Origin of the sequence: Polyangium sp. 6x1 (assembly GCF_029946515.1) — a bacterium.
Lineage (GTDB): Bacteria > Myxococcota_A > Polyangia > Polyangiales > Polyangiaceae > Polyangium.
Window position 1 is genome coordinate 1 of record NZ_JARZHH010000155.1, and the last position, 5734, is coordinate 5734.

General features: G+C 68.5%; 5 protein-coding genes. 3 read left to right on the forward strand and 2 right to left on the reverse strand.

Features of this window, described 5'->3' with window-relative positions:
- The first annotated feature begins 464 nt into the window (after positions 1–464).
- The 3 genes from QHF85_RS49340 (at position 465) to QHF85_RS49350 (ending at position 2986) form a co-directional block, all read left to right on the forward strand.
- Positions 465–950, forward strand: coding sequence for a hypothetical protein (locus QHF85_RS49340; RefSeq protein WP_281334517.1), 486 nt, complete (start codon positions 465–467; stop codon positions 948–950).
- 219 nt (positions 951–1169) lie between these two features.
- On the forward strand, positions 1170–2198 hold the full coding sequence (locus QHF85_RS49345) for an AAA family ATPase (protein WP_281334518.1): 1029 nt from the start codon (positions 1170–1172) through the stop codon (positions 2196–2198).
- Positions 2195–2986: a hypothetical protein gene (locus QHF85_RS49350; RefSeq protein ID WP_281334519.1), complete on the forward strand. Its 792-nt coding sequence runs from the start codon at positions 2195–2197 to the stop codon at positions 2984–2986. Before QHF85_RS49345 ends, QHF85_RS49350 begins: the two co-directional genes overlap by 4 nt.
- 7 nt (positions 2987–2993) lie before the next feature.
- Here QHF85_RS49350 and QHF85_RS49355 read toward each other — a convergent pair whose 3' ends face one another.
- Positions 2994–4367 (reverse strand): tetratricopeptide repeat protein, encoded by a 1374-nt coding sequence (locus QHF85_RS49355; protein ID WP_281334520.1) that lies wholly within the window; start codon positions 4365–4367, stop codon positions 2994–2996.
- A 67-nt stretch (positions 4368–4434) separates the two neighbouring features.
- On the reverse strand, positions 4435–5734 hold a 1300-nt coding region (locus QHF85_RS49360), incomplete at its 5' end, for a hypothetical protein (protein ID WP_281334521.1).

A 5734-nucleotide genomic window follows, 5' to 3' on the forward strand; every position in this document is an offset into this window, starting at 1 on the left:
GCGGGGTCGATGAACTGCGCGATGCGCAGTTCATCGCACGGCCAGGTCAAGACCACGGGCGACCCTGCCAGCCAAGACGGCAGCGTGGCTGGTTCAGCCGGCGGGGCGGTTCCACCGGCCTGTGGGAAGAACTGCGCGCAGCGCAGTTCTTCCCCTTGAGGTCCAGGGCTGGCCCTGGTCCGGGTCGAGGGGCGGATAGCCCCCGCGGGGTTCGGGGCAGCGCCCCGGCGCGACGCCCCCCGATGCGATCCCCCGGAACATTGCCCCGTCTCCACGACTTCGCTTACGCTTCGCGCATGCAACTCCCGCCCCCCTCTGCCAACGCCGGCCAGCGTGTCCGTTATGGCCGTTATGTTGCGCGCCGCCTCCGCCGGGACAAGCGTACGAGCCTCGCGGCTGACGTCGAGGCTGCGACTGCGAGGGTCCTCAACCTCGCCCGCGCGCACGAGGATGCCAATGGGCCTGTGCAGGATGCGCTCGCCGATCGCGATGCGGCCGATGACGATCTCGATCGGACTGCGCAGACGGCCCGCGCCGCGCTTGCCGGGCGCAGCGTCGAGGCTGCGCGCACGGCGCCTTACACGCTCATTTTTCCTGACGGCATCGATTACTACATTGCGGCGCCGCTCGATGCGGAGGTCTCTCGTTATGGCGAGCTCCAGAGCCGCCTCGACGAGCTCCTGCCTGAGGCTGATCCGGTCCGTCAGGAGGCCGTCCCCGCCATCAACGCTGGCGTCGTTGCCTTCACGGGCGCTGCTGAGGCCCTGATCAAGGCCCGCACCGAGGAGGCCCTCGCTGGCACCCGCCTCGAAGCCGCCGAGGACGCTTGGGGCCGGCTCATGACCAAGGTGTACGGCGTCCTGCTCGCCGAGCTTGGCCGGTCCGCTGCTGAACGGTTCTTCCCCAAGGCGAAGACCACAAAAACAAAGCCCGTCGACAGGCACGACTGACGGGGAGGCGCGGGATCGAGATGTCGATCCCGGGATTCTGGGGGGGTGGGGCGCGGGATCGAGATGTCGATCTCGGGGATCACTGCGGGGGGAGAGCGGGATCGGAATGTCGATCTTCCGGGTCCGACGCGGTGGTGGACGGAAATGGGTCACGATCGGTAAGCGGGCCGGCGGCCCCGTTGCTTGACCCGTTGGGGGTTCACGTGTAGGGAACCTCGCGTGATCACTACGATCCGTGTCACCTCCTTTCGAGGCATACGGTCCGGCGGCCTCGAAGGACTTTCGCCTCTGACCGTGATCCTGGGCCCGAACAGCGCGGGCAAGAGCACGCTGCTCGATGGCATGGTCATTGGGGGGAGTCGCTCTCCCGGCGACGCGGTGGGGCGGGTCGTCGCGCGGCGCTCCGAGCTCTGGGACGGCGCGCGGTGGCTTTTTTGGCGCGGCGGCCGGGACGGCTCTCCGGCCACCATCGAGGTGGATATCAAGGACACGGGTCCTCGCAAGGTGACGCTCACGCTCGCGACGGATGTCTCCCCCGACCTCGAGCTCCGGCTCGACGAACGACGCGCGAGGCGGCCCTTCATGGCCGAGGTTGCGGCGCTGGTCGAGCCGGAGAGCGCGAAGTGCCGCACCGCGTTCGCGCTCGATAATGAATACGTCTTCGATCAGGAGAGCGGAGGCGCACTCCGTCGTGTTCCCCTCGTCAAGCTCGTCGACCCTCGGCCCGGCGCTCGGCATGCGCTGCTTTCCCGCGTGTACACGGACGCCGTCGAGAGCGGCCTGCTCGACGAGAGCGTCGAGCTCGTGTCCGCCGTGGTGCCTGGGCTCCGCAATATCCTCCTGACCGACGTCGCTGGGGCGACGATCGTGCAGCTCCAATTCGCCGATCACAGCGTGCCGGTCGCGCTTGCCGGGGACGGGATCCAGAGCCTCGTTCGGATCTGCTTCGAGCTTGCGGTGCCCCCGGGAGGCACGGCGCTTCTCGAGGAGCCCGAGGCGAGCCAGCATCCGCGCGCATTACGACGGACCGCGCGCGCCATCCTGGCGGCTGTCCAGAGGGGCGTTCAAGTGGTCCTCTCCACCCATAGCCTCGACCTTCTGGATGCGCTCCTTCTGGAATGCGGCGAGGACCTTTCGCCCCTGTCCGTGTTTCACCTCGCGCTCCGCGACGGCGAGCTCCGGAGCACGCGCTACGAGGGGGCGGAGGCTGCCTTTGCTCGTGAGGCTGCGGGAGAAGACCTTCGATGAGCGGCGTATCCGAGTCGATCCTCCTGTGTGAAGGCTTCGACGATCGGTCCTTCTGGCAGGGCCTTCTGCTTTCCGTGGGCTGCAAGGAAGATCGAAAGGCGAGCTCACCGCACACGTACAATGCCGTCTACAGGTATCGGACACCGGGAGGCGGGCTCCTGCAAGTCGTGCCTTGCGGCGCGCAAACGAGCATGCCGAAGGGGGCAGGTGACGATCCCGTCCGCTACTATGCGCGGCTCCTGCTCCGGGCCCGCGCAACGAAGCCCCTCGCACGCCTCGTGCTGAACCTCGACGTCGACCTTGGTTCGCCGTCGGACGTCATCGAGTCGATTCGGTCGCTCGTCGGGAAAGAGGCGAAGGAGACTCCTTCGGGGGAATTCGAGTTTGACGGAGGGCAAACGGTGGTCTCTCCGATCCTCTGGTACGTCCCTGATCCGGTCGCGGACGGCGTCCCCTCGCAGCAGGCCCTCGAACGGCTCGTGTGCGCCGCGCTCTCTGCGGCCTTTCCCGAGCGGGGTCGCAAGGTGAAGGAGTGGCTCGCGTCGAGGCCCCATCCTCGAGGCAAGGAGCACAAGGCGCACGCCTGGTCCTTCATGGCTGGATGGCATACCGATCACGGCATGGGCGACTTCTACGCGAGCCTCTGGCGGGATCCTGCCATCGAGAAGGAGCTCCGGTCGATTCTGAAGAGCACGGGCACATGGGCTGTGCTCGAACGGCTGCTCGGCCTGCCCCCGGTGCCTCCCACGGCGTTCGAGGTCGTCATGAACGACGATTCGTTGGACTGACGACCGTTCACTTCGACTCGAACGTGACCGGAATGACGAGCGTCGCGCCCCCGCCCTCCGGGGGATTGAATTTCGCCGATGCGACGGTCTTGAAGAGGCAATCGATGATCCAATCCGGATCCCGTACCGACGCGCTCGTGCGCACCGAGGTGGCCTCTCCGCCGGGGCCGATCTTCGCGGTCAAGCGCATGGCCGTCTCGTATGCGATGTTTTGCTGCAAGGCCGCCTTGTAACAGCGCCGGAACCCCGGGGCCATTCCGGCGACCACCTGCGCCGCGTTGGTCGTGGGATCCGATGGCGACGGCGGGATGCAGCGCGGCACCTCGTTTTTCGTCGCCGCGGGGGGCACGATCGTGCCCCACGTCCGCTCCTTGCGCCCGATCCGGGCGTAGATCGCCTCCGCCCCCGCCGGATCGCCTCCCTCGCGCAGAAAGCCGACCAGGAGCTCCCCCGGTCTCACGCGTGGATCCGTCACCTTCGTGGTCACGTGACGCTCGGCCACGGCGAGCGCCTGCTCGGCCCATGCGCGCGCCGAGGCGCGGTCTCCGCGCCGATCGGCCTGCTTCGCGAGCTGCGTCTGAACGTCGATGAGCCGCGCATATGCCGTCGCTTCGAGCGGCGCGAGGATCCCGAGCGCTCGCCTCCACAGCGCCTCCGCCTCGCCGTCCGCTTGCGCGAATGATTGCACCGTGCCGAGCTCGTCGAGCACGTCGACCACGAGCAAAGGATCGACCCCCGGCGTCGCGTCCACGATGGCGAGCGCCTGCCGTAGCTCGGCCAATGCCTCGGGCGCGTGGCATGACTTGCCGTCGATTTCGCCGAGGAGGACGAGCGTACGCGCGACATCCGGGTGAGCAGGGCCGAGCAGCGCCTCGCGCATGGCGAGCGCGTCCGCGGCCGCCGAGCGCGCGTCGTCCAGGTGACGGCGCTCCGCTTCGAGCCGCGCGATTCGCACGAGCAGGTCCGCCGCCGGGAGGCTCCGCGGCCCGAGCCGCGCCGTCATCGCATACCCTGCGCCCCGCAGGGCCGAGAGCGCTTCGCCACGCGCCCCGCGCTGCTCGTCGATCCACGCGCAGAGGAGCAAGGTCCGCTCGACCTCGGGGTGCGTTGGGCCGAGCGCGTTCGTCCGCGCCCGCGCCGCGCCCCAGGCCGCCTCCGAGGCCGGCGAGAGCTGGTGCGCGGCGAGCAATCGTCGCGCTTGCTCTTCGAGCTCCGCCGCATTCGTGAGGCGCGGGTCGATCGCGGTCGCGGGCGGGGACGAGGCAATGGGCGGCGTGGAGGGCGATGGGGCCGAGCCGCCGCAGGACGGCGCGCCGAGGCTGCACGAGAGGAGCAGGAGCACCCGAGCCGGGTGCGCGCGCGTCGCGAGCGCCTTGGTCATGGCGCGAGGTTCGCGTATCTGGGCCGCGCGGGCAAGATCACGCGGAGCGACGCGCCCGGGCCGAAGGCTACGGAAGGGCGCAGCCGGGCACCTGGATCAGGTAGCTCGAGACGTCCTTCTCCACGGTGCTTTCCCAGGTCGAGGCGAACAGCACCTTCGTGAGGTCCCGGTTGGGGACCGCCTGCGCCGAGGCGAAGTAGCCGGCGTTGCCGTAGTGGGTATGGGCGAGGTTGTAGATCTTCGGGTTCGCCTCGAGCTCGACGGCGATGACCTTGTTGTAAAACCATTGCTTGGACGGGTCGCACGCCTTGGCGCCGTAGTCCTCGGAGCAGGCATAAAACCCGACGACGGCGTAGCCGGGCTTGTTCTTGGAGGCCCCGCTGATGTGCATGGCGGCGCCCGCGTGGTTGTCGCCATAAAGCGGGAAGAGCGGCGTCGCCGTCCCATCGGAGAGCTTGACCATGACCACGTTGCCCTCGTTCGCCCCGTCGTAGGCGGTGTAGACGAGGACCTCGTCGCCGCCCTTCGTCACCGCGAGATCGCTGTGCTCGCTGCGGTCGTGGAGCTGCGTGTAGCCCGAAAAGTCGGTCTTGTAGGCGCGTGTCCCCTGGGGGACCCCCCACGACGGCACGCAATAATTCCCCTTGGGGCTCGTCGAGATGTGGTCGGGCGCCTCCGTCACGGGCATGTGCCCGAGGATCTTGTCGGCCTCGAAGTCATACGCGATCAGCCCATCGGGTATGAAATTGCTGTTCGTCGTGTGACCGGCCTCCATGCACCAGATCTTGCCGTCGTCCGAGGGGCGTCCCTCCTGCTTCGTCCACATGCCGGTCGAGCCCGGGAAGAGCGCCTTGACGCGCGTCCCGAGATCCCTCGTCGTGGACTTCATGTCATTCGTGATGTCGTAGGTCGAGATCGTGAGACCCTGGCCATACGGTTCGAGGAAGTAGAGCTTGTTCGGATCCGTCGGGTGCCAGTTCGGCTCCTGGGGCTCACCCAGGGAGAGCGTTTTGAGGAAACCCAGGGTGCCGTCCGGCTTCACCTCGTAGAGGCGAATCCACCCGTTCGAGCTGATCATGAGCGCGCGGGTCGAGTCGGCATTGAAGGCGGGCCGGCGCGAATACTCGTGGCGGACCCAGGCCGGAATGTCGTGGTCTTTGACCTGCGAGGCGTCCGTCACGCGGGCGACCTGGAGGTGGTAGTGCTCATCGTCGTAGGGGACGTTCAGCGCGGGGCGCGGGACGCCCTCGGTCGGCACCAGCGTGCTCTGCCCCTCGACGAGCGTCACGTTGCAGGCTCCGCCGCCCGCGCCGCCCGCGCCGCCGCCGCCCGTGCCGCCGCCGCCCGAGCCGTCGCCGCCCGCGCCC